Source organism: Pseudomonas sp. EMN2, assembly GCF_009650555.1.
Classification (GTDB): domain Bacteria; phylum Pseudomonadota; class Gammaproteobacteria; order Pseudomonadales; family Pseudomonadaceae; genus Aquipseudomonas; species Aquipseudomonas sichuanensis.
In genome coordinates, this window is the sequence record NZ_VZZR01000074.1 from 1 (window position 1) to 24,537 (window position 24,537).

23 protein-coding genes are annotated in these 24,537 nt (G+C 63.4%); 6 read left to right on the forward strand and 17 right to left on the reverse strand.

The genetic code is table 11. The annotated features are described in order from the left end of the window. Window positions 1-183: 183 nt before the first annotated feature. From F6X61_RS20430 to colR, 5 genes are all read right to left on the reverse strand, one after another. Window positions 184-414: a hypothetical protein gene (locus tag F6X61_RS20430; protein ID WP_125462744.1), complete on the reverse strand. Its 231-nt coding sequence runs from the start codon at window positions 412-414 to the stop codon at window positions 184-186. Then, on the reverse strand, window positions 411-1,112 hold the full coding sequence (locus tag F6X61_RS20435; RefSeq protein ID WP_153788183.1) for a lipopolysaccharide kinase InaA family protein: 702 nt from the start codon (window positions 1,110-1,112) through the stop codon (window positions 411-413). Before F6X61_RS20435 ends, F6X61_RS20430 begins: the two co-directional genes overlap by 4 nt. 6 nt (window positions 1,113-1,118) lie before the next feature. After that, on the reverse strand, window positions 1,119-1,799 hold the full coding sequence (locus F6X61_RS20440; RefSeq protein WP_125462742.1) for a class I SAM-dependent methyltransferase: 681 nt from the start codon (window positions 1,797-1,799) through the stop codon (window positions 1,119-1,121). Between the two features lie 107 nt (window positions 1,800-1,906). Next, window positions 1,907-3,235: a HAMP domain-containing sensor histidine kinase gene (locus F6X61_RS20445; RefSeq protein WP_153788185.1), complete on the reverse strand. Its 1,329-nt coding sequence runs from the start codon at window positions 3,233-3,235 to the stop codon at window positions 1,907-1,909. Continuing rightward, a complete protein-coding gene (gene colR, locus F6X61_RS20450; RefSeq protein ID WP_153788186.1) occupies window positions 3,225-3,908 on the reverse strand; it encodes a two-component system response regulator ColR in 684 nt (227 codons plus the stop codon). The genes F6X61_RS20445 and colR overlap by 11 nt, the downstream gene beginning before the upstream one ends. Window positions 3,909-4,078: 170 nt before the next feature. On the opposite strand from colR, the gene F6X61_RS20455 reads away from it, so the two are divergent. After that, window positions 4,079-4,807 carry a phosphatase PAP2 family protein gene (locus tag F6X61_RS20455; protein WP_153788188.1) on the forward strand — a complete coding sequence of 243 codons (729 nt, stop codon included), beginning with the start codon at window positions 4,079-4,081 and terminating at the stop codon, window positions 4,805-4,807. 178 nt (window positions 4,808-4,985) lie between these two features. Here F6X61_RS20455 and groL read toward each other — a convergent pair whose 3' ends face one another. The 5 genes from groL to F6X61_RS20480 form a co-directional block, all read right to left on the reverse strand. Then, on the reverse strand, window positions 4,986-6,626 hold the full coding sequence (gene groL / locus F6X61_RS20460) for a chaperonin GroEL (RefSeq protein WP_125462739.1): 1,641 nt from the start codon (window positions 6,624-6,626) through the stop codon (window positions 4,986-4,988). A gap of 48 nt (window positions 6,627-6,674) precedes the next feature. Beyond that, window positions 6,675-6,968 carry a co-chaperone GroES gene (locus tag F6X61_RS20465; RefSeq protein WP_016488938.1) on the reverse strand — a complete coding sequence of 98 codons (294 nt, stop codon included), beginning with the start codon at window positions 6,966-6,968 and terminating at the stop codon, window positions 6,675-6,677. Between the two features lie 289 nt (window positions 6,969-7,257). Beyond that, window positions 7,258-7,719, reverse strand: coding sequence for an FxsA family protein (locus tag F6X61_RS20470; RefSeq protein ID WP_110991597.1), 462 nt, complete (start codon window positions 7,717-7,719; stop codon window positions 7,258-7,260). 66 nt (window positions 7,720-7,785) lie between these two features. After that, window positions 7,786-8,517: a HugZ family protein gene (locus F6X61_RS20475; RefSeq protein ID WP_153788190.1), complete on the reverse strand. Its 732-nt coding sequence runs from the start codon at window positions 8,515-8,517 to the stop codon at window positions 7,786-7,788. Between the two features lie 92 nt (window positions 8,518-8,609). Then, window positions 8,610-9,617: a DUF481 domain-containing protein gene (locus tag F6X61_RS20480; protein WP_153788192.1), complete on the reverse strand. Its 1,008-nt coding sequence runs from the start codon at window positions 9,615-9,617 to the stop codon at window positions 8,610-8,612. Between the two features lie 153 nt (window positions 9,618-9,770). Here F6X61_RS20480 and F6X61_RS20485 point away from each other — a divergent pair, with 153 nt between their 5' ends. Then, complete coding sequence (locus F6X61_RS20485; protein ID WP_153788194.1) at window positions 9,771-10,124, forward strand: MGMT family protein; 354 nt, start codon at window positions 9,771-9,773, stop codon at window positions 10,122-10,124. Window positions 10,125-10,167: 43 nt separating this feature from the next. Next, window positions 10,168-11,715 (forward strand): AmpG family muropeptide MFS transporter, encoded by a 1,548-nt coding sequence (locus F6X61_RS20490; protein ID WP_110991601.1) that lies wholly within the window; start codon window positions 10,168-10,170, stop codon window positions 11,713-11,715. Window positions 11,716-11,807: 92 nt separating this feature from the next. Here the strand turns inward: F6X61_RS20490 and F6X61_RS20495 are convergent, their stop codons facing one another. The 3 genes from F6X61_RS20495 to F6X61_RS20505 all read right to left on the reverse strand — a co-directional run bounded on the left by F6X61_RS20495 (window position 11,808) and on the right by F6X61_RS20505 (window position 14,666). After that, on the reverse strand, window positions 11,808-13,052 hold the full coding sequence (locus tag F6X61_RS20495) for an MFS transporter (RefSeq protein ID WP_153788196.1): 1,245 nt from the start codon (window positions 13,050-13,052) through the stop codon (window positions 11,808-11,810). A 170-nt stretch (window positions 13,053-13,222) separates the two neighbouring features. Next, entirely contained in the window at window positions 13,223-14,062 is an 840-nt protein-coding gene (locus F6X61_RS20500; RefSeq protein ID WP_153788198.1) for a mechanosensitive ion channel family protein, read from the reverse strand. Between the two features lie 118 nt (window positions 14,063-14,180). Next, the gene (locus tag F6X61_RS20505) at window positions 14,181-14,666 is read right to left on the reverse strand and encodes a YajQ family cyclic di-GMP-binding protein (RefSeq protein ID WP_153788200.1); all 486 of its coding nucleotides are present in this window, start codon (window positions 14,664-14,666) and stop codon (window positions 14,181-14,183) included. A 102-nt stretch (window positions 14,667-14,768) separates the two neighbouring features. Here F6X61_RS20505 and F6X61_RS20510 point away from each other — a divergent pair, with 102 nt between their 5' ends. From F6X61_RS20510 to F6X61_RS20520, 3 genes are read left to right on the forward strand one after another with little or no spacing between them, the layout of a single operon-like run. Then, on the forward strand, window positions 14,769-15,686 hold the full coding sequence (locus F6X61_RS20510) for a putative 2-dehydropantoate 2-reductase (protein WP_153788201.1): 918 nt from the start codon (window positions 14,769-14,771) through the stop codon (window positions 15,684-15,686). Window positions 15,687-15,722: 36 nt separating this feature from the next. Continuing rightward, window positions 15,723-17,744 carry an ATP-binding protein gene (locus F6X61_RS20515; protein ID WP_153788203.1) on the forward strand — a complete coding sequence of 674 codons (2,022 nt, stop codon included), beginning with the start codon at window positions 15,723-15,725 and terminating at the stop codon, window positions 17,742-17,744. Between the two features lies 1 nt (window position 17,745). Then, complete coding sequence (locus F6X61_RS20520) at window positions 17,746-18,309, forward strand: cob(I)yrinic acid a,c-diamide adenosyltransferase (protein ID WP_153788205.1); 564 nt, start codon at window positions 17,746-17,748, stop codon at window positions 18,307-18,309. A gap of 98 nt (window positions 18,310-18,407) precedes the next feature. Here the strand turns inward: F6X61_RS20520 and F6X61_RS20525 are convergent, their stop codons facing one another. From F6X61_RS20525 to secA, 4 genes are all read right to left on the reverse strand, one after another. After that, window positions 18,408-19,352 carry a Nudix family hydrolase gene (locus tag F6X61_RS20525; RefSeq protein WP_153788207.1) on the reverse strand — a complete coding sequence of 315 codons (945 nt, stop codon included), beginning with the start codon at window positions 19,350-19,352 and terminating at the stop codon, window positions 18,408-18,410. Further along, window positions 19,349-19,981 carry a glutathione S-transferase family protein gene (locus F6X61_RS20530; protein WP_153788209.1) on the reverse strand — a complete coding sequence of 211 codons (633 nt, stop codon included), beginning with the start codon at window positions 19,979-19,981 and terminating at the stop codon, window positions 19,349-19,351. Before F6X61_RS20530 ends, F6X61_RS20525 begins: the two co-directional genes overlap by 4 nt. A 107-nt stretch (window positions 19,982-20,088) precedes the next feature. Next, a complete protein-coding gene (gene argJ / locus F6X61_RS20535) occupies window positions 20,089-21,306 on the reverse strand; it encodes a bifunctional glutamate N-acetyltransferase/amino-acid acetyltransferase ArgJ (protein ID WP_125462728.1) in 1,218 nt (405 codons plus the stop codon). Window positions 21,307-21,468: 162 nt separating this feature from the next. Further along, window positions 21,469-24,204, reverse strand: coding sequence for a preprotein translocase subunit SecA (gene secA / locus F6X61_RS20540; protein WP_153788211.1), 2,736 nt, complete (start codon window positions 24,202-24,204; stop codon window positions 21,469-21,471). Window positions 24,205-24,537: the final 333 nt, after the last annotated feature.

Genomic DNA, 24,537 nt, shown 5'->3' on the forward strand with positions numbered 1-24,537 from the left:
TGGTTACTTTGGCCAAGACCAAAGTAACCCGCCGTAAGGGCGGAAAGGTGACTACGCGTCGACATCACAAATGAATGCACATACAACTTTCAATACAAACACCAAAAACCAAAAACCAAAACGCCAGAAGTCCACATAAACTTCTGGCGCCTAAATCAAACAACCAAACAACCAAACAACCCATCAACCAAACGGCCGCAGCCCCTGCCTCATCCCAAACAGAAACAACAAAAAATCATGATCCGGCTTAACGGACACCTGCTCGACCTTCGCCTCCCGCGGCAGCGGGCACAAACCACCGACCTCGGCCTTGCTGAACACCGTCAGCCCCGGCTGCTCCCAGGCAGCCGCAGCCACCGTGGTCACCGCCAGTGCCCCAACAAGAAACAAAGCTCGAGCGATTTCTAGTTTCATTGCTCTAACCCTTTGACAGCGCTGCCAAACGCCATCTGGTAAAAATAGAGCAAGGTCTGCCATTCCGCGTCGGTGATCGACGAATGGCGCCGCAACTGACGCAAATCGTTGTACGCCGCCCGTTGGCAGCTGATTCGCCGCCGGCACTTCTCCAAGTCGAGCAAGGCCACTTCAACCCGGGCCTGCTCACCCGTGCCGATCACCTTGACGAACACATGCTTGCCATAGAGGCAGCCATGCTGCCAGTGCCCCAGGTGCATGCGCGCCAGGTTGTCGGCAAGGTCCTTGAACATCCGCTCATGGACAGCCTGGGGATAACGTTCACGTGCGCCTTCGCCGTACCAGGTATCCAGGTCGACAAAACCGTCCAACGCTTCGCTGACCAGCAGCGCACGCCACTGGTGATCGGCATCGCGCTCGGCACCGGCAAACACGATACGTGGCACGCGCACACCCAACTGCTCGAAACTGTTCAAGGCATCGAGTTCGCGCAACACCGTGGGCCGACCGAACGGGTGCAGCAGGCTCCGGTAGATATGGCCGACCTGGCGCTTGGCGTACAACAGCTGGCCGCTGGCGTCGCACAGACGTTGCACGCCGCTTTCGCCACCACGCCGCTGGTTGGGTTCCTCGACCCATTCGCCCTGCTGCTGCCAGTAGAAATCAAACTGCCCGGACTCGTTCTGCACTGCCGCCATCTATCACTACCCCTTACGTAAAACGTATACGCGCCACATCGCGTAGAACGGCAGAAAGTCGAGCCGCTCCTGAATTCTGAAACCTGCAGCCGTAAATTCTTCTTCTACTGTAGCCGCCGGTAACACAAAGCGGTTCTGGTAGCTGTCCTGCTGGGCTCTGACACTGCGTCGAGCTTCAAGTTTCTTGCGTCGCCATGCTTTGAAGTTGCCATCCACCCACAGTGACAGGATGACACTGTCACGGCTAACCCTTTGAAATTCAGAGAGAATTGTTTTGCGGTGGGCCGGGTCACCAATATGGTGGAACAGCCGCATGCAGAAGATGCTGTCGACCGCGTTGTCTGGCAAGTCAATGGCAAAGGCGGAAGTCTGCAAAGGGCGTACCCGTGCCACCACCTCTGGCGGTTGTGCTGCACAGGCTGTCTCGATCATCGCCGCGGAATTGTCAGCACCAATGATCACCCGGTTGGGCTTTTCCGCTAACAGGGGCCAGAAACGCCCGGCACCGCATGGCAAGTCCAGAACCAGGCCTGGCTCGCCGGCCAAGGCCAAGGCATGTCGGGCCATCTGCTCATCGCGCTTGTGCGACAGCCGCCTGGCCAAGCCATCCTGATGCTTGAGGAAGTAGTCGCGGGCATGATCCCGATCATACTTTTCGGAAAATTCGAGTTTGATGGGGCTACGCATCGAGCATCTCCTGATTCCAATGCGTGCACGTTAGGCAGGTACGCGTAGGAATCAGGTCATGCCGATGTGAAAAATCTGTGATCAAACAGAACAGGTGTTACAAGACGTTAATTCGGATCCAGAACCTTACTGTCGCCCTGGCCCTCGTCGAGCACCTTGCTGCCTTGGCTCAGGTCTACCTGGAAGCGGCAACCGTGGGGCAGCGTGGTGCTCAGGGTGACCCTCCAGCCCTGGTCATCGCAGATCCGCTGCACCAACGACAGGCCCAGGCCCAAGCCCTCGCCACGGCGCTCGTCACCGCGCACAAACGGGCGGAACATCGCTTCGCGCTGCTCTTCCGGGATACCCACCCCACTGTCCTCGACACTGAACCCGTTGGGCTCCAGGCTCAGGCGGATATAGCCGCCATCGGTGTAATGGGCGGCGTTGCGCAGCAGGTTGCCCATGACCGATTGCAGGAAGGTGGCGTTGTACAGCGCCGGACCGGCACTCACCCGACCATCGTAGTAAAGGGCCAGTCCCTTCTGCTCAATGGTGTCACGCCATACGGCGGTCAGATCATCGGCCACTTCACGCAGGGTCGCCTGGGCGGCGATTGCGCCTTCATCACGTTGCGCGCGGGCCAGCATGAGGAAGGTCTTGACCAGCTCACGCATCTCCTCGATGGCCCGTGCGATGCGCTCGACCTGGCTGCGCGCACGGCTGTCCAGGTTGGGGTTTTCAATCAGCAGCTCGCACGAGGTGGCCAGCACCATCAATGGCGTACGCAGTTCATGGCTGACGTCGCTGGTAAACAGCCGTTCACGGGTCAGCGCATCACGCAGCCGGCCCAGGGTATCGTCGAAGGCCACCGCCAGCTGACCTACCTCGTCCGCCGCGTAATCCGGCGCCAGCGGTGGCGCCAGGCCGAGCAACTGGTCGCGATGACGCACCTGGCGAGCCAGGCGGATCACCGGCGCCATCACCCGTCGCGCCAACACCCAACCGAGAATCACCGCCAGCGCCAGGCTGAGCACGAAGCCCACCACCACCACGGCGAACAGCACCCGCTCACGCTCCTCGAAATCGCTCTGGTCCTGCAGCAGCACATAGCGCCGGCCATCGACGATCTCGACCATCGCGTGATACGACAACTGGTCGCGGAACACCTCATGGAAGCCCGCTTCCAGATGCCGCAAGTCCTTGGGCAGCTCGAAGTCATCCCGCCCGCCGCTGAAGTAGAACAGCTGGTCCGGGCGCGGCCGGTGGCTCCAGTCGCTGACACTGTCCATGCGCAACAGACGCTGCAGGTCGCCGCCGAGCACCGAGGAAATCAGGCGCTCCTCGACCAGGTGCACGGTGGCGACAATGCCGAAGGCAAAGGCCCCGGCCACCAGCGCGCTCATTAACGCAAAGGCGATGATGATGCGCTGGGCAAGGCTCTGCTTAAACTCCATCGCGGCCCTCGGCGAGGCGATAGCCGACGCCATGGACGGTATGCAGCAGGGGTTTGTCGAACGGTTTGTCGATCACCTGGCGCAGCTGATGGACGTGGCTGCGCAGGCTGTCGCTGTCGGGGCAATCATCGCCCCACAGGGCCTCTTCCAGCACTTCGCGGCGCAGCACGTGGGGGCTTTTCTGCATCAGCACGGCGAGCAGCTTGAGGCCCACCGGGTTGAGCTTGAGCAAGCGGCCCTCACGGGTCACTTCGAGCGTGTCGAGGTCATAGCTCAGGTCGGCCACCTGCAAGGTACGCCGACCGCCGCCCTGAGCCCGACGCAGCACCGCTTCAATGCGCGCTGCCAGTTCGGACAAGGCGAATGGCTTGAGCAGGTAATCATCGGCACCGGAGCGGAAGCCCTGCAGACGATCATCCAGCTGGTCGCGGGCGGTGAGCATGATCACCGGGGTATCGCGCCGGGCATCCTCGCGCAGGCGCTTGCACAGCGTGTAGCCGTCGATGCCGGGGAGCATGATGTCGAGCACGATCAGGTCGTAATGCTCGGTGGCGGCCAGGTGCAGCCCCGACAGACCATCCTGGGCGCAGTCCACCGTGTAGCCCTTCATGCCCAGGTAGTCGGCCAGGTTGGCCAGGATGTCGCGGTTGTCTTCAACCAAAAGAATACGCATCGGGGTCTCCTGTACCGCGCTTCGCTCGGCGGCAGCTTAAGGCCATCGCCCGCGCTGTGCCAGCCCTTGGCAAAATTCACCAGGCTTGACAGTTTTTTCACCGAACCTTCACGGACACAGGATAGCGGGCACCCGACAATGCCCGGTCTTTTTCCACCCCTGGAGCTGTCATGCAGGAAACCATTCGCCCACGCCCGATCAATCCGTGGCTCTACCTGGGCATCCCTTTCGTCACCATCGTCGCGTTGATCCTGCTGGAATGGACATCGGTAGACATGGACCTGGCCAACCTGTTCTTCGACCGGGCTGCCGGGGAGTTCATCGGTCGCCACAGCTACGTGCTGGAAACCATCCTGCACGACCGGGTCAAGCAGGTGGTCATCGCCTTGAGCCTGGTGGCCGTCGCAGCGTTCATCGCCAGCTTCTTCTGGCAACGCCTGCTCGGCTGGCGTCGTGAACTGGGCTGCCTGGTGCTGGCACTGAGCCTGTCCACGGCCTTCGTCACCCCGCTCAAGCAACTGACCCAGGTGCAGTGCCCGTGGAGCCTGAGCCAGTTCGGCGGTAGCGAAACCTACAGCAAGCTGCTCGAGCCACGCCCGGCGACCGACAAGGCTGGCCTGTGCTGGCCGGGTGGCCATGCGGCGACCGGTTTCTGCCTGTTCGCGCTGTTCTTCGTGCTGCGCGATCGTCGGCCGCGCCTGGCCAAGGCGGCGCTGGGGCTGGCGTTTGTGGCAGGGTCGGTGCTGTCGGTGGGCAGGATGATGCAGGGTGCGCACTTTCTCTCGCACAACATCTGGACCGCGGTGTTCTGCTGGCTCATCGGGCTGGGGTGTTACTACCTGGTGCTGTATCGCCGGGGGATGGCGCAGGCGCCCGTTGGCGAGCGCAGCGTTGCCTGATGCGGAGGCCGCTTCGCGCCCCATCGCCGGCAAGCCGGCTCCCACCGGTCAAGATCTGCGCGGTCCGTGTGGGAGCCGGCTTGCCGGCGATGGGCTGCGCAGCAGCCCCAAAGACAGCTTCAAACAAAAAGCCCCGCACTAGGCGGGGCTTTTCATTACAGCTGGGGGTAAGGCTGGCTTACATCATGCCGCCCATGCCACCCATGCCGCCCATGTCAGGCATGCCAGCAGCTGGCTTGTCTTCCGGCAGGTCGGCAACCATGGCTTCGGTGGTGATCATCAGACCGCCGATCGAAGCTGCGGCTTGCAGAGCCGAACGGGTGACCTTGGCTGGGTCCAGGATGCCCATCTCGATCATGTCGCCGTATTCGCCGGTAGCGGCGTTGTAGCCGTAGTTGCCCGAACCTTGCTTGACCTTGTCGGCCACAACGCTTGGCTCGTCGCCGGCGTTGGCAGTGATCTGGCGCAGCGGGGCTTCGACAGCGCGACGCAGCAGGGCGATACCGACGTTCTGATCTTCGTTGTCGCCTTTGAGGTCAGCGATGGCCGACAGGGCACGCACCAGGGCAACACCGCCGCCAGGCACCACGCCTTCTTCGACGGCTGCACGGGTAGCGTGCAGGGCGTCTTCAACGCGGGCTTTCTTCTCTTTCATTTCAACTTCGGTGCCAGCACCGACCTTGATCACGGCAACACCGCCAGCCAGTTTGGCCAGACGCTCTTGCAGCTTCTCACGGTCGTAGTCCGAAGAGGTTTCTTCGATCTGGGCACGGATCTGTTTGACGCGGGCTTCGATCTCGGTGTCGGCGCCAGCACCATCGATGATGGTGGTGTTTTCCTTGGACAGGATGACGCGCTTGGCGTTACCCAGGTGCTCCAGGGTGGCGGTCTCCAGGGACAGGCCGATTTCTTCGGAGATGACCTGGCCGCCGGTCAGGACGGCGATGTCCTGCAGCATGGCCTTGCGGCGGTCGCCGAAGCCCGGTGCCTTGACCGCAGCAACCTTGACGATGCCGCGCATGTTGTTGACGACCAGGGTAGCCAGCGCTTCGCCTTCGACGTCTTCGGCAACGATCAGCAGCGGGCGGCCGGACTTGGCAACGGCTTCCAGTACTGGCAGCAGTTCGCGGATGTTGGAGATCTTCTTGTCGACCAGCAGCAGCAGCGGGCCTTCCAGCTCGGCAACCATGGTGTCCGGCTTGTTGATGAAGTACGGCGACAGGTAGCCGCGGTCGAACTGCATGCCTTCTACGACGGACAGTTCGTTTTCCAGGCCCGAGCCTTCTTCAACGGTGATCACGCCTTCTTTACCGACTTTTTCCATGGCTTCGGCGATGATTTCACCGATGGAGTTGTCGGAGTTGGCGGAGATGGTGCCGACCTGGGCAATGGCCTTGGAATCGGCGCACGGCTTGGACAGGTTCTTCAGCTCGGCGACGACGGCGGCGGTGGCCTTGTCGATGCCGCGCTTGAGGTCCATCGGGTTCATGCCGGCAGCGACGGCTTTCAGGCCTTCGTTGACGATGGCTTGAGCCAGGACGGTAGCGGTGGTGGTGCCGTCACCGGCAGCGTCGTTGGCCTTGGAAGCGACTTCCTTGACCAGCTGGGCGCCCATGTTCTCGAAGGCGTCTTTCAGTTCGATTTCTTTGGCGACGGAAACGCCGTCCTTGGTGATGGTCGGGGCGCCGAAGCTCTTGGCCAGGACCACGTTGCGGCCTTTCGGGCCCAGGGTCGCTTTTACCGCGTCAGCCAGAACGTTGACACCAACCAGCATTTTCTTACGGGCGGAATCGCCGAATTTTACGTCTTTAGCAGCCATGATCGTTTAATCCTTGGAATTCTTTGGAGTAACGGGAAGTCGGGGAAATCAGCCTTCGACAACGGCCAGGATTTCGTTTTCGGCCATGACCAGCAGGTCTTCGCCATCGACTTTCACGGTGTTGCTGCCCGAATAAGGGCCGAAAACCACTTTGTCACCCACTTTCACGGCCAGCGCGCGAACTTCGCCGTTGTCCAGGATGCGACCGGTGCCGACAGCGACGACTTCGCCGCGGTTCGGTTTTTCAGCGGCCGAACCCGGCAGGACGATACCGCCAGCGGTTTTCGATTCTTCTTCGCTGCGACGGATAACGACGCGGTCATGCAGAGGACGAAGCTTCATTGTCGATCTCTCCCAAATAGTGGTTTTCATCGGCCGGTGTCAGCACCGGCGGGTTGATGCGGTCCGGCGTTGCCGGGGGTGGCCCGCGAAGGGCGAACCACCTGTGTCATGTCTGGTGTCACCACCAGAAACCTTGCGGTGACCACATACATGAGGCCGGCTTATTCGATTACAAGGCTTGCAACGCAAAATTTTTACCAAGGTTCGCAAAATCAATCGTGGGAGCGGGCTTGCCCCGCGATCAAGCCTGAAGAGGCCCCATCGCGGCAGCTGCCGAGCGTTGATTGGCTTACTTGTCGCGGCGCTCGTACTCGCCTTCGATCACATTGGGGCGGTGGCCGGGATCTCGGGGCTGGGCCTGGAATGGGTCGTCCTGGAACGCCCGCTGGCGCAGGGCCTGCTCTTCGGCGCGGCGGCGCAGCTTGCCGGCCACCAGGCGGCGGGTGAACGGCAGCAGGCACAGCAGGCCCAGCACGTCACTGATGAAGCCCGGCAGCAGCAACAGGCCACCACCCACCGCCATCATCAGCCCCTGGAACATTTCTTCGGCGGGCAACTCGCCGCGCTGCAGGCTCTCACGGGCACGCAGGGCGGTCGCAAGGCCGGCGACGCGCATCACCAGCACACCCAGTGCGGAACCGGCGATGATCAGCAGCAGCGCCGGAAAGAAACCGATGGCGGCGCTGACCTTGACGAAGACGAACAGCTCCAGCACAGGGAAAAGGAGAAACAGCAGTAAAAAGGCACGCATCACGAATTCCTCGACGGAAGAACATCTTCCTGTAGGAGCATCAGATGGATGCGTGCAGGCGTTTTTTCAACCCTCGGCGCGCGCCAGCGTCGGCCACTGTTCGGCGCGAGCCAGCAGCACCAGGGCTTCACGGACTTGTGTCGGGGTATTACAAGTTGTTGGGAAGGCCAGCCAGTACACCGCCTGGCCGATACGCAGGTGCATGCCTTCGCTGTCGATGCCGACCATTTCAGCCGCTGTCGTGCTCGGCAGGCCGCTCAGCGCGACGTAATGGGCGATCGCATTGGCATGGTCGCTGTTCATGTGCTCGATCATGCTCGCTTCAGCAGCGCCGGCGAAGGGGTTGGCCAAGGTGACCTGGTCAAGCCAGTGAATCGCGCCGAAACCGCCGATGTAGCGGTGGCGCACCGGTAGCAGGACCCAGAAGTCGAAATCGTGGGCCTTGTGGTAGTTCGCCGACTCCGGAAAGTAGCGGTAGTAGCGCGCGGCGGCTGCTTCGATGGCCGCCTCGTCGCTGAGCTTGTGCGCCTCGGCCATCACCGTCAGGCGCCCTACTGCCTGCACGTCCTCGGCCTCACGTTCGCCCACCAGCAGCGAACACTTCGGGTCCTTCTGCAGGTTGTGGGTGTGCTGGGCGATGCGGCTGATAAGAATGACGGGGTGCCCATCGGCGTCCAGGCAGTAGGGGACCACCGAACCGAACGGGAAGCCCGGCATCGACTTGGAATGGGTGGAGAGCACGCCACGGTACTCCTTGAGCAGCAGTTCCCGGGCTGGGCGAAGGGCGTTGGTACTCACGAAGGGGCTCCTGGCGATGGGCGGGGTGACAGACAAGATAAGCATTATCACCGCCAGGTGCCAGACAGGCCGGTCGCGTACCGGCCCGGGACCTACCAGGTCACGCCGAAACCGGCGGTGTAGCGGGTCTTGTCGAGATCACGATCATCGGTGCCCTTGATCAGGTCTTTTTCCGCCTTGAGGTTGAGCGAAGCCCATTCGGTGACCTTGTAGCGCAGCCCCATTTCCGCATCGAGGGCGTAGTCGGCGACGCCACCAAACGGCTTGCCGACCTCGCCATTGGTGAAGAACTGCACTTTCTTACCGATCAGGTAGCGGATGTAGTCCCACTTCACGGCTGCGGCGTAGAAGTTGTCCTTGCCGCCATCGCGATACTGGTAATCGGTGCGGTTGATCAGCGAGCCCAACGAGAACGCCCCCAGTTCGTCATCCCAGAACTGATAGCCCGGGCCGGTACCGACGGTGCGCTGGCGCGCCAGCTCTTCGATCTGGTCGCGCTTGTACTCCAGGCGCCCCTGCCAGAACCATTTATCGGTGATGAACCGGTCTAGGGCATATTCCGCGCTCCAGTTGTTGGCGGTGGTCGCCTCGTCCTTGCTCTCGCGGTTGTATTCGCCTTCGGCGTTGTGCCGCCAGCGACCGTGGCGCGCGGTGGTCTTGAAGCTGACGTCGTAGTCATCGGTGTCGTTCTCGGCGCGCTTGTAGTCCAGCGCCACGTCGACATTGCCTTTCCACAGGAAGTCCTCGACCAGCGGGCGGGGCTTCATGATCTGCTCGATGCTGGCAAGCTCCACGGTCTTGGGTGCATCACCGTTGGCCAAGGTTACCTTGCCCGGTTCAGCAGCCTTGAGCGACTTGGCCTTCTCGCCGCTGTAGGCGTCCTGCTTGACCAGCAGTTCCTGGTCGCTCTCAAGGGTCTTCACCTGTTTCCAGTCCAGGGCGATCGAACCACCGTATGAGGTCTCCAGCAGCAACTTGCCGCCGTCGAAGACGGTGATCTTGCCACTGAGTCGATCGCCGTTCTTCATCCACACGGTATCGGCCAAGGCCGAGGTGCAAAGCGAAACAGCGAAGAAGCAGAGCAGAATTCTTGAGAACATAAGTGGACTACGGATTCGATTTGCCGAAAAAAGCCGGGCATTATCCAGATGCCCACGCCATGAGCAAGGACAGACCCAGACCATGCCGATGAGTTCCACTCTTGTTTGCCGTTGCCATCCGTCCGGTTTCATCTACAGGCCAGGGGGGCTCTGATGTCTGCCACCTCTGCTCCCCCACCGGAAGATGCCGAAGCCCGACGAATGGCTCTGTATTCGGTGCTCGGCCAGGTACCGCCGGGCAAGGTGGTCAGCTACGGCCAGCTCGCCGAGCTGGCGGGCCTCGGCCGCGCGGCACGCTGGGTTGGCCGCACCCTCGGGCAACTGCCCGCGGACACCCGCCTGCCGTGGCACCGGGTGCTCGGCGCGGGGGGGCGCCTGAGCCTGGCCCTAGGCACCCCATCCGGCGACGAACAGCGTGCCCGTCTGCGCGCAGAAGGCGTGAATGTAGCCAATAATCGTGTGGATATGGCGCGCCATGGCTGGCGCCCGATGGAGCACAGCGGTTAGAGTGCGCGCTTTGTTTTCGCAAACTTGAGGCAGATGTTGGCCCATGCCCCGTAAAACCTGGCGCGCTGCGCTCGCTGCCTATGCCAGCCCGTCAACCTTGGTACTTCTGCTGCTCGGATTCGCCGCCGGCCTGCCGTACATGCTGGTGTTCTCGACCCTGTCGGTCTGGTTGCGCGAGGCGGGTGTGGCGCGCGAAACCATCGGTTACGCCAGCCTGATCGGCCTGGCGTATGCCTTCAAGTGGGTGTGGTCGCCCCTGCTCGACCAATGGCGCCTGCCGCTGCTCGGCGGCATGGGCCGGCGCCGTTCGTGGTTGCTGCTGTCGCAGGTGCTGGTGGTGCTGGGCCTGGTCGGCATGGGCTTCTGCGACCCGCAGAAACACCTGTCGTGGCTGGTTGCGCTGGCCGTGCTGGTGGCTTTTGCCTCGGCTACCCAGGACATCGCCGTCGATGCCTATCGCCTGGAAATCGCCGACGACCAGCGCCAGGCTGCTTTGGCCGCCAGCTACATGGCCGGCTACCGGGTCGCCGCCCTGCTGGCCACGGCCGGCGCACTGTTCTTCGCCGAGTGGTTCGGCTCTACCGGTTTCAGCTACCTGCATCAAGCCTGGACCGGCACCTACGTGCTGTTCGGCGTGCTGATGCTGCCGGCGGTGTTTACCACGCTGATCATGCGTGAACCCCCAGTTCCGCTGCGCACCCAGCTGTCGGCGGCGCGCTACGGGCTGATGCACCAGTTGGCATCGGTGTTCGTACTGATCATCCTGCTGGTATCAGTACCCGCCAGCTTCACCCAGATGTTCAACACCGACTGGGCAAGCGTGCTGTTCGGCGACGCCACCCCGCTCGACCTGCTGCTCGAAGACCGCGCCTTCCTGCGCCTGCTGCTCTATGCACTGCTGAGCTGGGCGTGCCTGTCGTCCCTCGGTCGTCGCGGCCTGGCCCCGGTGCTCACCCCGGTCAACGACTTCATCAGCCGCTACCGCTGGCAGGCCCTGTTGCTGCTCGGGTTGATCGCCACCTACCGCATGTCCGACACGGTGATGGGCGTGATGGCCAACGTGTTCTATATCGACATGGGCTTCACCAAGGACCAGATCGCCAGCGTCAGCAAGATCTTCGGCCTGATCATGACTCTGGTCGGTGCCGGTGCCGGCGGCCTGCTGATCGTGCGCTTCGGCATCCTGCCGATCCTGTTCATCGGCGGCGCGGCGTCGGCGGCGACCAACATCCTGTTCCTGATGCTGGCCGACATGGGGCCGAACCTGGAAATGCTGGTGGTGACCATCTCGCTGGACAACTTCAGCTCGGGCCTGGCCACCTCGGCGTTCGTCGCCTACCTGTCGAGCCTGACCAACCTGAAGTTCTCGGCCACGCAATATGCCCTGCTCAGCTCGATCATGCTGCTGCTGCCGCGCCTGATCGGCGGCTATTCAGGGGTGATGGTGGAGAAGTTCGGCTACCACGACTTCTTCCTGATCACCGCCCTGCTGGGCGTGCCGACCTTGATCCTGATCGCCTTGCAGTGGCGGCAGGAAGCCGGTCGGGGAAAGCCGGTGCCGGTGGAGAGCCCGGCAGCTGAACAGAACTAGGCCTTCAAGGGCCTCATCGCGGGGCAAGCCCGCTCCCACGCTGTGAGCCTTTAGGATTGCTAGCGTGGGAGCGGGCTTGCCCCGCGATGCTTCTACCGTGCCACGGCCCCTTCATCAGGACGGCCACCCACCACGAACCACAACGGCCACAGCGCCAGCGCCCCTGCAATGCCTGCTGCCAGGGCAAAGTGCATCAGGCTCGCGCCCGCACCCAGCATAGCCAGCAGTGCGCCTCCCAACCCCAGCAAGGCAATGGTGATCATCCCCAGCATCGCCGACACCAGCCCCTTGCTCTGTTCGCTGGCGAACAACGTCATGCGGTACAGCACCGCGTTGGCCACACCCAGCCCCAGCGCGTACAGCGACATGCCGGCGACCACGCTGGTCACTGTCGGCCAGTACCAGGTTGCCGCGACCATCAACGACAGGCCCGCCAGGTAAGGCCAAAGGGCCCCGCGCACCAGTGCCGGCAGCGGGTAACGGTCTGCGATGCGGTTGATGATCAGGTTGCCGAGGATCAGCCCGGCGAACACCGGCAACTGCCACAGCGCGTATTCCATCGTGCTCAGGCCTTCGTCGTGGATCAGCAGCACCGGCGACAGGCCGATCCAGCCGATTAGGGGCAACCCGACCAGGCCCAGCGCCGCGCTGCCCGCGACAAACCGGCGGTTGGCCAGCAACTGGCCATAGCCGGCCAACAGCGGCAGCAGGTGGATCGGCGTGAACGGCAGGCATGAGCCGTCGCGGCGTTCCACCCCCAGGGTTTCCGGCATCAAGCGGTACAGCAACAGCCAGCACAGCACCGCGCCGACGGCGAACGCCACGAACAGCCAGCGCCAGTCCAGCCACTGCAACATCAAGGTGCCCACCAGCGGCCCGAGCAGCGGCGACAGCAGTGCAATGTTGGCCAGCAACGCCATCATGCGCACCGCGTCGGCCTCGCTGAACGCCTCGTTGAGGGCCGGGTAGCTGACCGTGACCACGAAGCCCAGGCCGATGCCCTGCAACAGGCGCAGCAGGTTGAACAGGCCGATGTCATGCACCCAGAACGTCGCCAGGCAGGCCACGCCGAAGAACAGGCAGCCCGTCAGCAGCAGCGGGCGCCGGCCGTAACGGTCGGCGAGCGGGCCGATCAGCCATTGCAGCACCACCCCGCCCAGCAGGTACAGGTTGAGGGCGTGGGGGATGAATTCCGGGCTGGCGTCCAGGTCGCCGACCACGACCGGCATGGCGGGCATGACGGCATCGCTGGCCAGATAGGTCAGCAGCTCGAACAGCGCCAGGGTCAGGCCGAACAGCAAGGCTCGCAAGGGGGTGATGTACAGCAGTGGTTTCATGATCGGTATCAGGTGTGCACGGGTGGGGTCAGGCTATATGCCAGAAATGACGGCGGATTGCTGTGAGCAAGTGTAAGGGGAGCAAAAAGCATCGCGGGGCAAGCCCGCTCCCACGCCCCTTACAAGGTGCGTGGGAGCGGGCTTGCCCCGCGATTGGTGTCGCTGCCGGGTTACTGCAGGGCAGTCTCCTGCACCACACGGATCACCCGCTGCGGAAAGGGAATGTCGATCCCCTCGGCCTTGAGACGGTCACGGGCATGCTCGTTGAGCATGAACATCACGTCCCAGTAGTCGGCAGTCTTGGTCCAGATGCGCAGCGACACGGTGATCGAACTGTCACCCAGGGTCGACACCACCGCCTGCGGCGCCGGATCCTGCAGCACACGCGGGTCCTGGGCCAGCTCCAGCAGCACATTGCGGGCCTTCTGCAGGTCGGCGTCATAATCGACACCCACGTCGAACACCACCTTGCGGGTCGGCTGACGGTTGGTGTTGGTGATGATGCCGTTGGACAGGCTGCCGTTGGGCATGATCACCGTCTTGTTGTCACCGGTACGCAGCACGGTGTGGAAGATCTGGATGCTGTCCACGGTGCCGGCGACGCCCTGGGCTTCGATCCAGTCGCCGATGCGGAACGGGCGGAACATCAGGATCAGCACACCCCCGGCGAAGTTCGCCAGGCTGCCCTGCAAGGCCAGGCCGATGGCCAGGCCGGCGGCACCGATGGCGGCGACGAACGAGGTGGTCTCGATGCCGATCATCGACGCCACGCTGACCATCAACAGCACTTTCAGCACGATGTTGGCCAGGGTGCTGATAAAGCCCTGCAACGCCGCGTCGGCCTTCAGGCCAACCAGTTTGCCCAGCCGCTCGCTGACCCGGCTGATGATCCACCAGCCAATCGCCAGCGTCAGCAAGGCCAGCAGCAGGCGGCTGCCGTATTCCATGATCAGCGGTAGCCAAGTCTGCGACTGGCGAACCAGCTGGTCGACCTCTGCATTCAAATCCATCGTTATCCACTCCTGATGCCAAGCGGCAAAAAACATATTGAAACGGGCCGCACAGCATTCAGCGACCGCAGGAACCGATGGACATCATTGAGCCATCAAGGTTCCTGCCCTGTCCCGATCAGTCGCGGAAGTTGTTGAACTGCAGCGGCATGTCGAACTCCTTGGCGCGCAACGCAGCGATCGCCTCCTGCAGGTCGTCGCGCTTCTTGCCGGTGACGCGTACCTGCTCGCCCTGGATCGAAGCCTGGACCTTGAGCTTGGCGTCCTTGATGTGGGCAACGATCTTTTTCGCCAGGTCCTTGTCGATGCCTTCGCGGAACTTGGCTTCCTGCTTCATCTCCTTGCCGGACGGATAGGCGTCCTTCACTTCAAGGCACTTGACGTCGATCTTGCGCTTGACCAGGGCCAGACGCAGGATTTCGACCATCGCCTCGAGCTGGAACTCGGCTTCGGCGGTCAGCAGCACGGTCTGCTCCTTGTCCTTGAACTCGATGGTGCCCTTGCCCTTGAGGTCATAGCGGCGGTCCAGTTCCTTCACCGCGTTGTCCACCGCGTTGGTGACTTCGTGCTTGTCCAGTTCCGATACCACGTCGAACGAAGGCATGGGGGTTCTCCATAAAAAAACAGCGCGCTCAGCTTGAAGATGGAGCGCGTCGGGGTTAGGGGGTTAAAATGCGGGCTCATTATAACGGGTTGCGAAACGCAGATGAGCAGCACCTGGCATATTCTCGGCGCCGGTAGCCTCGGCAGCCTCTGGGCCTGCCGCCTGGCCCGCGCCGGCAAGGCGGTCCGCCTGATCCTGCGCGACCAGCAGCGCCTGGCGGCCTACCAGGCCGTCGGCGGGCTGACCCTGGTCGAACAGGACCGCAGCAGCCTCTACGCGATCCCCGGCGAAACCCACGATGCCCCCGGCCCAATCCACCGCTTGCTGGTGGCCTGCAAGGCCTATGACGCGGCCCCCGCCGTGGCACGCCTGGCCCCGCGGCTGGCCGAAGGTGCCGAGCTGGTGCTACTGCAGAACGGCCTGGGCAGCCAGGATGAAGTGGCCGACCAGGTGCCCCATGCCCGTTGCATCTTCGCCTCCAGCACCGAGGGCGCGTTCCGCGAAGCGGACTGGCAGGTGCGCTTCGCCGGCCATGGTTTCAACTGGCTGGGCAACCCGCTCAACCCCGCCGTGCCGGAGTGGTTCGACGACCTCCACGACGCCGGCATTCCTGCCCAGTGGAGCCTCGACATCCTCTCGCGGCTGTGGCGCAAACTGGCGCTCAACTGCGCCATCAACCCCTTGACGGTGCTGCACGACTGCCAGAACGGCGGGCTGCTCGGGCACCTGACCGAAGTCGACCAGCTGTGCGACGAGCTGGCCAACCTGCTGCTGCGCTGCGGCCAGCCCGAGGCCGCCAACGACCTGACGGAAGAAGTGCAACGGGTGATCCTCGCCACCGCCGCCAACTACTCTTCCATGTACCAGGACGTGCGTCATGGCCGGCGCACCGAGGTCCATTACCTGCTGGGCCACGCCTGTCGCGTCGCCGCCCGCCACGGGGCAAGCGTGCCGCAGCTGGAACACCTGCAACGGCGCCTGGTCGATAGCCTGAAGGCCCGCGGCCTGCCCAGCGACTGACTGGCCCATCCACCGGACATGGATACCCCCTGACTCATGAGCCTGCGCCAACGCCTGGAAAACCTCCCGGTCGGGCAGAAACTGCTGGCGGCCCTGCTGGTGCTGCTGGTCACCATATTGCTGGTCGCTAACCTGGCGTTCATCAGCGCCGCCTACTGGATCACCCAGGAAAGCATGGCGCCCCAGGCGCTGCAGACCATCGGCAAGCTGGTGTCCAACCCGCAGTTGTCCTCCCGGGCCGGCGACTCCCCGGAGACCGCCAGCGCCCTGCTCAAGGAGCTCGACAGCTACTCGCCGTTGCGCGCGGCGGCCATCTACGGTGGCGATGGGCAGATGCTCGCCCAGCTCCAGCACGGCGACGCCCTCACCCTGCCCAAGCGTTATCGCAACATCGACGGCTGGCGCCTGATGGAGTTTCGCAGTACCCAGCTGATCCGCCTGCCGCGCAACGCCAACCCGCCCGCGCACCTGCTGCTGGTGGCCAGCAGCGAGCTGCCGATGGCGTTCTACACCGGCACCCTCTCCGCCAGCCTGGCGATCCTGGTATTCAGCATCCTGCTATGGCTGGTCATCGCCCGGCAGATCAAGCGCTTGATCACCCTGCCGATCAACAACCTCGAAGAACTGTCGCGCCAGGTCACCCGGGAAGAGAGCTACGCCCTGCGGGCCCAGCGCGGCAACGATGACGAGATCGGCAGCCTGGCCGATGCCTTCAACACCATGCTGTCGCGCATCGAAGCCCGCGAGCAGCAGCTCAAGGGTGCCCGCGACGAGTTCCAGCAGGCCTACGACCAGGCCCAGGGCCTGGCGGAAGAAACCCGCCACACCAACCGCAAGCTGGAGCTGGAAGTCCAGGTGCGCAGCAAGATCGAAAAGAAACTCACGGGCTTCCAGAACTATCTGAACAGCATCATCGACTCCATGCCCTCGGCGCTGATCGCCCTCGACGAGCAGCTCTACGTCACCCAGTGGAACCACGAAGCCACGGTGCTTTCCGGCACGCCGCTGGACGAAGCGCTGAACCAGCCGATCTTCCTTGCCTTCACGCCGCTCAAGCCGTTCTTGCCGCAGCTCAAGGAAAGCGTCGAGAAGCACCGGGTGGCGAAGATCGAGCGGGTCACCTGGCCCAAGGGCGATGACCTGCGCCACTACGCCCTGACCTTCTACCCACTGACCGGCGGCGGCGGCCGTGGCGTGGTGATCCGTATCGACGACATCACCCAGCGCCTGTCGCTGGAAGAAATGATGGTGCAGTCGGAGAAGATGCTCTCGGTCGGTGGCCTGGCGGCGGGCATGGCCCATGAGATCAACAACCCGCTGGGGGCGATCCTGCACAACGTGCAGAACATCCGCCGGCGCCTGTCGCCGGAGCTGCCGCGCAACCTGGAACAGGCCACCGAGCTGGGCCTGGACCTGCCGGCCGTCAACCGCTACCTGGACAGCCGCGAAGTGCCGCAACTGCTCGACGGCATTCAGCAGGCCGGTGCCCGGGCGGCGAAGATCGTCACCCACATGCTCAGTTTCAGCCGCCTCAGCAACCGTCAGCTGGCGCCTTGCGACCTGCCGGCGCTGATCGACCAGGCGGTGGAGATCGCCGGCAACGACTTCGACCTGGCCATCGGCTTCGACTTCAAGGGCCAAGCCATCGTCCGCCAGTTCGACCCGCAGCTCGGCGCTGTGCCCGGCACCGCCAACGAGCTGGAGCAGGTACTGCTCAACCTGCTGAAGAACGCCGCCCAAGCCATCCACCAGCGCCCGCAGCCCAGCGAGCCGGGGCGCATCACCCTGCGCACCCGGCTTAACCCGCCCTGGGCGGAAATCCAGGTGGAGGACAATGGCGTGGGCATGCCCGAGGCCGTGCGCAAGCGCACCTTCGAGCCGTTCTTCACCACCAAGGAGATCGGCCAGGGCACCGGCCTTGGGCTGTCGGTCTCGTACTTCATCATTACGAACAACCACAAAGGGCAGATGGAAGTGCACTCCACGCCCGGCCAGGGCACCTGCTTCACCCTGCGCCTGCCCCTCGGCCTGCCGGCCACCAGCAAAACGGAGACGTGATATGGGCTATCGCCTGTCGAAGATCTACACCCGCACCGGCGACAAGGGTGAAACCGGCCTGGGCGATGGCCGCCGGGTGCCCAAGGACCATCCGCGGATCGAGGCGATCGGCGAGGTGGACAGCCTCAACAGCCAGCTTGGGGTGTTGCTGGCAGGATTGGCGGAGGCCGGGCTGGATGAGCTGGTCGAGGTGCTGGCGCCGTGTCAGCACCGCTTGTTCGACCTGGGGGGCGAACTGGCCATGCCCAGTTATCAGGCATTGAACGCTGCCGAGGTCGAGCGCCTCGAAGCGGCCATCGATCACTGGAACGACGAAGTGGGGCCGTTGAAGAACTTCATCTTGCCGGGCGGTTCGACGCTGGTGGCCCAGGCGCATGTGTGCCGCAGCCAGGCGCGGGCGGCGGAGCGGCGGTGTCAGCAGTTGAATGCGGTGGAGCCGTTGGAGGGCGTGGGGTTGGCGTATATCAACCGGCTTTCCGATCTGCTGTTCGTCGCAGCGCGGATCATCGGGCGGCGGCAGGGTGTAGCCGAAGTGCTGTGGCAGGCAGCCACAAAGCCTGCCTGAAAAGCATCGCGGGGCAAGCCCGCTCCCACGCTAGAGTGTGTAACTAGCGTGGGAGCGGCGGTTCGGCGCCCCGACTTGCCCCGCGATTGCCAGCGCACTCAGATCTCAGGCCAGAACGCCCGAATCCCCGCTACGCCCTGAGCACCGGCATCCCATGCCTGCTCCCGCTCACCCGGCCCGACCCCACCCAACAGGAACACCGGGCGGCTGATCGTGCCAATCAAGCGCTGCGCCTCATCCCAACCGAGCGGTGTGGCATCCGGATGGGTCTGGGTCGCCTGCACCGGCGACAGGGTGACGAAATCCACGCCCATCTGCTCGGCCAGCGCCAGCTCTTCGGCGCTGTGGCAGGACGCCGCCAGCCAGCGGTTCTCCGGGAACGGTCGGCCCTTGGCGGCGTACTTGCGCAGCTGCGCCGCAGTCAGATGCCAACCTGCCGCCGGGAAGTCGCCCAGCCACTCCAACGGCCCCTTGAGCATCAGCTGTGCCTTGCCTGCGCACAGGCCGACCGCATCCACGGCAACGTCACGGTACTTGGGGTCGTACATGTCCGGGGCACGCAGCTGGATCAGCTTGATCCCACTGGCCACGGCCTTCTGGATGCCCTTGAGCAGCTCCGGCACCTCCAGCCCGTCCGGCGTGATCAGGTACTGATCCGGCAGGCGCGCGGCGGCGACGATCGGCTTGTTGGCTTCAGGGAAGTCGTACTGGCCCAGGTCGCGTGGCGCCACCCAGGCCAACGGCTGGCCTTCCGCGCCATGGGGCTCGCCGGTGAAGGCATCCACCTCGCGCACGTCCAGCAGCACCTGCTTGTCCGGGTAGTCGTGGCTGACCTTGATCAGTGGCCGCGAACGGCTGACCTCGATACCCAGCTCTTCACGCAGCTCACGGGCCAGCGCCGCCTCGACGCCCTCGCCCTCCTCCAGCTTGCCGCCGGGAAACTCCCACAGGCCGCCCTGGTGCTGGGTGTCGGCACGGCGGGCGATGAGAATGCGCCCGTCGGCGCCACGAATGACCGCTGCCACTACATGAATCCGTTTCACCCTTCACGCTCCGCCAGGCCAGCTTTCTGCCAGGCCTGGAAGGCTGGCCATTGGTAAATGGTCTCGATGTAGGCGGCCGCTTCGGCGGGCACTTCAACGCGGTAGGTGCGCAGGCGCACGGCCACCGGGGCGAAGAACGCATCGGCCAGGGTCGGGCGGCCAAACAGGAACGGACCATTGTCCTTGGCCACCACGCGGCATTCGCTCCACAAGGCGACCATGCGGTCGATATCGACCTGCACGTCCAGTGGCAGCTCATCCAGCGCCTGATCACGGGCCAGGTCGAACGGCATGGTACCGCGCAGGGCGAAGAAGCCGCTGTGCATCTGCGCGCAGGCCGAACGCGCCTGGGCACGGGCGGCAACGTCCTCGGGCCAGAGCCTGGCCTCGGGGTGCTGCTCGTTGAGGTACTCGGCGATGGCCAGGGAATCGGCGATCACACCGTGTCCGGTCTTGAGCAGCGGCACCTTGCCGGTGGCCGAGAACGCGAGAATGCGCTGACGGGTATCGGGCTGATTGAGTTTGATCAGGGTTTCTTCGTAGGGGACGCCGGCCAGTTCGAGGGCCAGGGCGCCGCGCAGCGACCAGGAGGAATATAGCTTGTCGCCGATGATCAGGTGATAGCTCATGGGGCGGCTCCATGTTGCATGGCAGAGGGAGCATCGCGGGGCAAGCCCGCTCCCACGCTAGAGTGGGTAACTAGCGTGGGAGCGGGCTTGCCACTCGATGGGGCGGATCAGGTGCGGTATTCGGCGTTGATCTTCACGTATTCGTGGGACAGGTCGGTAGTCCAGATGGTTTCGCTGCACTGGCCACGGCCCAGCTCGATGCGGATGGTGATCTCTTCCTGGGCCATCACTGCCGAACCCTGCGCCTCGGTGTAGCTCGGGCTGCGACCGCCCTGGCTGGCGATGCACACGTTGTCGAGGTACACGTCGATCAGGCTGACATCCAGCTCTGGCACACCGGCACGACCTACGGCAGCAAGGATGCGGCCCCAGTTCGGGTCGGAGGCGAACAGCGCGGTCTTGATCAGCGGCGAGTGGGCCACAGCGTAGCCGACGTCCAGGCATTCCTGGTGGTTGCCGCCGCCATTGACTTGCACGGTGACGAACTTGGTGGCGCCTTCGCCGTCACGCACGATGGCCTGGGCCACGTCCATGCACACTTCGAACACGGCCTTTTTCAGCGCCTCGAACAGTTCGCCGCGGGCTTCGGTCACTTCCGGCACGTCGGCCTTGCCGGTGGCGATCAGCATGCAGCAGTCGTTGGTCGAGGTGTCGCCGTCGATGGTGATGCGGTTGAACGACTTGTTGGCACCGTCGAGCATCAGGTCCTTGAGTACCTGCGGTGCGACCTTGGCGTCGGTGGCGATGTAGCCGAGCATGGTGGCCATGTTCGGGCGGATCATGCCGGCGCCTTTGCTGATACCGGTGACGGTGATGGTCTTGCCGTCGAATTGGAACTGGCGGCTGGCCCCCTTGGGCAGGGTGTCGGTGGTCATGATGCCGGTAGCGGCTTCGGCCCAGTGGTTCTCGGACAGGTTGTCGAGGGCTGCCTGCAACGCGCCTTCGATCTTCTCGACCGGCAGCGGCTCACCGATCACGCCGGTGGAGAACGGCAGTACCGACTCGGCAGGCACGCCGGTCAGTTCGGCCAGTTTGGCGCAAGTGCGCTCGGCGGCCGCCAGGCCTGGGGCGCCGGTGCCGGCGTTGGCATTGCCGGTGTTGGTCAGCAGGTAGCGCACGGTGCCCTGCACGCGCTGCTTGGAGAGGATCACCGGTGCGGCGCAGAACGCGTTGAGGGTGAACACGCCAGCAACGCTGGAGCCTTCGGCACAGCGCATCACCACCACATCCTTGCGCCCAGGGCGCTTGATGCCCGCCGAGGCGATGCCGAGTTCGAAACCGGGAACCGGGTGCAGGGTGGGCAAAGGACCAAGACCAACAGCCATTAGAGCGCTCCTAGAAAATACGTGGGGAATTGGGGCCGTTGTGCGGCCCTTTCGCGGCACAAGGCCGCTCCTACAGGGTTGTTGCGATTCCTGTAGGAGCGGCCTTGTGTCGCGATGGGCTGCGACGCAGCCCCGGGATCTCAAGCCAATGATGAGATCAGATCACTCGATCTGACCATGGCAGTGCTTGAATTTCTTGCCCGAACCACACCAGCACGGCTCGTTGCGGCCCAGCTTGAGGTCGTTGCGCACAGGCGCGGCGGCCACGGCGACTTCGGCGCCTTCTTCAGCATGTTGCTCGCTTTCCAGGCCAGGGGCGGCAGCGTGCTGGAACTGCATGCGGCTGGCCAGCTCCTCGGCTTCGCGGCGCAGGCGGGCTTCTTCTTCGACCGGGTCTTCGCGGCGTACCTGAACGTGCGACAGCACGCGGATAGTGTCGCGCTTGATCGAGTCGAGCAGTTCCTGGAACAGGGTGAACGACTCGCGCTTGTACTCCTGCTTCGGGTTCTTCTGCGCATAACCGCGCAGGTGAATGCCGTGACGCAGGTGGTCCATGGTCGACAGGTGGTCTTTCCACAGGTCGTCCAGGACACGCAACAGGATCTGCTTCTCGAAGGTACGCAGCGCGTCTTCGCCAGCCTGGTCCTCTTTCTCGTTGTAGGCGCTGGTGATCTCGGTGATCAACTTCTCGCGAAGGGTTTCCTCGTAGAGATGATCGTCCTCGTCCAGCCACTGCTGGATCGGCAGCTTGATCGCGAAATCGCTGGCCAGCGAAGCCTCGAGGCCGGCAACGTCCCACTGCTCAGGCAGCGACTGCGGCGGAATGTGCTGGCTGATGGTGGCATCGAGCACTTCCTGGCGGAATTCGGCGATGGTGTCGCCGATGTTTTCGGCGGCCAGCAGGCTGTTGCGCATGTGGTAGATCACCTTGCGCTGTTCGTTGGCCACGTCGTCGTATTCGAGCAGTTGCTTACGAATATCGAAGTTGCGGCCTTCGACCTTGCGCTGGGCCTTTTCGATGGCGTTGGTGACCATGCGGTGCTCGATGGCTTCACCGGACTGCATGCCCAAGGCCTTCATGAAGTTCTTCACCCGGTCGGAGGCGAAGATGCGCATCAGGCTGTCTTCGAGCGACAGGTAGAAGCGGCTGGAGCCGGCGTCGCCCTGACGACCGGCACGGCCACGCAGCTGGTTGTCGATACGGCGCGATTCGTGGCGCTCGGAGGCGATCACGTGCAGGCCACCGGCTTCCAGGACCTGCTGGTGACGCTTCTGCCAGTCGGCCTTGATCTTGGCGATCTGCTCGGCGCTCGGGTTTTCCAGGGCGGCGACTTCGGCCTCCCAGTTACCGCCGAGCAGGATGTCAGTACCACGGCCGGCCATGTTGGTGGCGATGGTCAGCGCACCCGGGGCACCGGCTTGGGCGATGATCTCGGCTTCTTTTTCGTGGTACTTGGCGTTCAGGACCTTGTGATCGATACCTTCCTTCTTGAGCAGGTTGGACATGTGCTCGGAGGTTTCGATGGTCGCGGTACCGACCAGCACAGGGCGGCCCTGGGCCATGCTTTCCTTGATGTCGGCGATGATCGCGGCGTACTTCTCATCGGCGGTCAGGTACACCAGGTCGTTGAAGTCCTTACGGGCCAACGGCTTGTTCGGTGGGATTACCATCACGTTGAGGGCGTAGATCTGGGCGAACTCGAACGCTTCGGTATCGGCGGTACCGGTCATGCCGGACAGCTTGGTGTAGAGGCGGAAGTAGTTCTGGAAGGTGGTCGACGCCAGGGTCTGGCTTTCGGCCTGGATGTTCAGGTTTTCCTTCGCTTCGATGGCCTGGTGCAGGCCTTCGGACAGGCGACGGCCCGGCATGGTACGGCCGGTGTGCTCGTCGATCAGGAGGATCTGGCCTTCCTGGACGATGTACTCGACGTTGCGGTGGAACAGCTTGTGCGCACGCAGGCCGGCGTAGACGTGGGTCAAGAGGCCCAGGTTATGCGCGGAGTACAGGCTCTCGCCCTCGGCCAGCAGGCCGGACTGGGTGAGCATGTCCTCGATGAACTGGTGGCCGGCCTCGTTGAGTTCGACCTGGCGGCTCTTCTCGTCGATGCTGTAGTGGCCCTCTTGGGTCACCTGGCCTTCGACTTCCTCGATGTGCTGGGTGAGGCGCGGGATCAGGCGGTTGATCTCGATGTACAGCTTGGAGCTGTCTTCGGCCTGACCGGAGATGATCAGCGGGGTACGCGCTTCGTCGATGAGGATGGAGTCGACTTCGTCGATCACGGCGAAGTTCAGCTCACGCTGGAACTTCTCGTCGACGCTGAACGCCATGTTGTCGCGCAGGTAGTCGAAGCCGAATTCGTTGTTGGTGCCGTAGGTGATATCGGCGGCGTAGGCGGCGCGTTTTTCTTCCGGCGGCTGGAATGCCGAAACGATACCCACGGTCAGGCCGAGGAATTCGTACAGCGGGCGCATCCAGTTGGCGTCGCGGCGGGCCAGGTAGTCGTTGACCGTGACCACGTGCACACCCTTGCCGGACAGCGCGTTGAGATAAACGGCCAGGGTACCGACCAAGGTCTTGCCTTCACCGGTACGCATTTCTGCGATCATGCCTTCGTGCAGGGTCATACCGCCGATCAGCTGAACGTCGAAGTGACGCATGCCCATCACGCGCTTGCCGGCCTCACGGGCCACGGCGAACGCTTCAGGCAACAACTGGTCGAGGGTTTCGCCTTTGGCCAGGCGCTCTTTGAACTCTGCGGTCTTGCCCCGCAGCTGTTCGTCGGAGAGGGCCACCATCTTCTCTTCGAAGGCATTGACGGTGCTCACCGTCTTGAGCAGGCGTTTGATCTCGCGCTCGTTCTTGCTTCCAAAAAGTTTCTTTAACAAAGGCGCAAACATATCGGCAGGATCTTCCACACGTAGGGATGGAGGGCGGCCCCATGAGTCGCCCGTGCAGCCCAGAGGCCGCATGCGAACGAGCATTCTACCCGGAAACGATTGTGAGGAAAGTGGTGGATTTCCACGATACTGGCACAGCGTATGTATGGGGCCTGCCTAACATAAGGGCTTTTTCGCCAAGTTCAAGGTGGCGGAAGATGAAACGTATCGAGAATGACTTGCATCAATAATTGACTGCCACTGCCTGATCGAACGCTATCGCGGGGCAAGCCCGCTCCCACGGTGACGCGTGGGAGCGGGCTTGCCCCGCGATGAGGCCGCAACTGTTAGACT